Source organism: Pseudokineococcus marinus, assembly GCF_013004605.1.
Taxonomy (GTDB): domain Bacteria; phylum Actinomycetota; class Actinomycetes; order Actinomycetales; family Quadrisphaeraceae; genus Pseudokineococcus; species Pseudokineococcus marinus.
Genome location: NZ_JABEMA010000459.1, coordinates 1 through 1,738, shown reverse-complemented (window position 1 = coordinate 1,738; position 1,738 = coordinate 1). Strand labels below are relative to the sequence as shown.

Genomic DNA, 1,738 nt, shown 5'->3' with positions numbered 1-1,738 from the left:
GCACGGGCCCGCCGGGGGCATCATGGTCGGCCGGGGCGGCGCCGCGCGGGTGCCGCCGGCAGGAGGTCTGGGTGCCCATGGGCGACGTGCTGCACGTGCGCGGCGGACGACCGGTGGACGGCACCGTCGCCGTCCGCGGGGCGAAGAACTTCGTCTCCAAGGCGATGGTGGCGGCGCTGCTGGGCGAGAGCCCGAGCGTCCTGCGCAACGTCCCCGAGATCCGCGACGTCGGCGTCGTCACGGGACTGCTCGGCCTGCACGGCGTCGACGTCTCCCAGCCGGACGACGGCGTGCTCGTGCTCGACCCGACCGACGTCGAGTCCGCGCACGTGGCCGACATCGACGCCCACGCGGGGGCCAGCCGCATCCCGATCCTCTTCTGCGGGCCGCTGGTGCACCGCCTCGGTGAGGCCTTCATCCCCGACCTCGGCGGCTGCCGCATCGGCGACCGGCCGATCAACTACCACCTCGACGTCCTGCGGCAGTTCGGCGCCGTGGTCGACAAGCGCGAGGGGGGCATCCGCATCACCGCGCCGAACGGGCTGCGGGGCACGCGCATCGACCTGCCGTACCCGAGCGTCGGTGCGACGGAGCAGGTCCTGCTCACGGCGGTGCGGGCCGAGGGCTTCACCGAGCTGCACGGCGCGGCGACGGAGCCGGAGATCCTCGACCTCGTGGCCGTGCTGCAGAAGATGGGCGCGATCATCGGCGTCGACACCGACCGGACCATCCGGGTGGAGGGCGTCGCCCGGCTCCGCGGGTACGACCACCGGGCCCTGACCGACCGCATCGAGACGGCGTCCTGGGCCTGCGCCGCGCTGGCCACGCGCGGGCAGGTCTTCGTCGAGGGCGCCACGCAGCCCGAGATGATGACCTTCCTCAACGTCTTCCGGAAGGTCGGCGGCGAGTTCGACGTCACCGACGAGGGCATCCGCTTCCTCAGCCCGGACGGGCCGCTGCGCTCGCTGGCCCTGGAGACGGACGTGCACCCGGGCTTCATGACCGACTGGCAGCAGCCGCTCGTGGTGGCGCTCACGCAGGCCGACGGCCTGTCGATCGTCCACGAGACGGTCTACGAGAACCGCTTCGGCTTCACCGAGGCCCTCGGCGGCATGGGCGCCCGCATCCAGGTCTACCGGGAGTGCCTGGGCTCCACGCCCTGCCGCTTCGGCGGGGCCCAGTTCCGGCACTCGGCGGCCATCTCCGGCCCCACGCCGCTGCACGGCGCCGACATCGTCGTGCCCGACCTGCGCGGCGGGTTCAGCTACCTCGTCGCCGCCCTGGCCGCGACGGGCGTCTCGCGGGTGTCGGGCATCGAGCTCATCGACCGGGGCTACGAGCGCTTCGCCGAGAAGCTCGAGGCCATCGGGGCCGACGTCGAGTGGTCCTCGACGTCGGCGTCCCGGGTGCGCGTCCCCGCCGGCGCCGGCGCCTGACCTCCGCCGGCGCCTGTCCTCCCGCCGGGGCGGAGGCGCCGGCCGGGCGCCTACCCGGCGAGGTGGAGGCGCCCCTGCGCCAGCGCGTCGGCCGTGCGCGGCCCCACGCCCAGCGCCACCGCCTCGCGCAGGTCGGCCCGGGTGTCGACGTCGCGGCGCAGCCCGGGGAGGGCGAGGTCCAGCACGGCCGCTCCCGCACGGGCGTGCCGCCGGGCCGACCCCTCGCCGTACGCGACGGGCAGGTCGGCGGCGGTCCGCGCGGCCAGCAGGGCGGTGCCCCGGCCCGCGGCGTCGGGCACGAG

Annotated in this window: 1 protein-coding gene and 1 pseudogene; one reads left to right on the top strand and one right to left on the bottom strand. The window is 75.7% G+C overall.

The annotated features are described in order from the left end of the window. Window positions 1–77: 77 nt before the first annotated feature. A complete protein-coding gene (gene murA / locus HLB09_RS16580) occupies window positions 78–1,436 on the top strand; it encodes a UDP-N-acetylglucosamine 1-carboxyvinyltransferase (RefSeq protein WP_171204401.1) in 1,359 nt (452 codons plus the stop codon). Window positions 1,437–1,486: 50 nt separating this feature from the next. Here murA and HLB09_RS16575 read toward each other — a convergent pair. Further along, window positions 1,487–1,738, bottom strand: a pseudogene (locus HLB09_RS16575) (2-phospho-L-lactate guanylyltransferase); the annotation flags it as partial.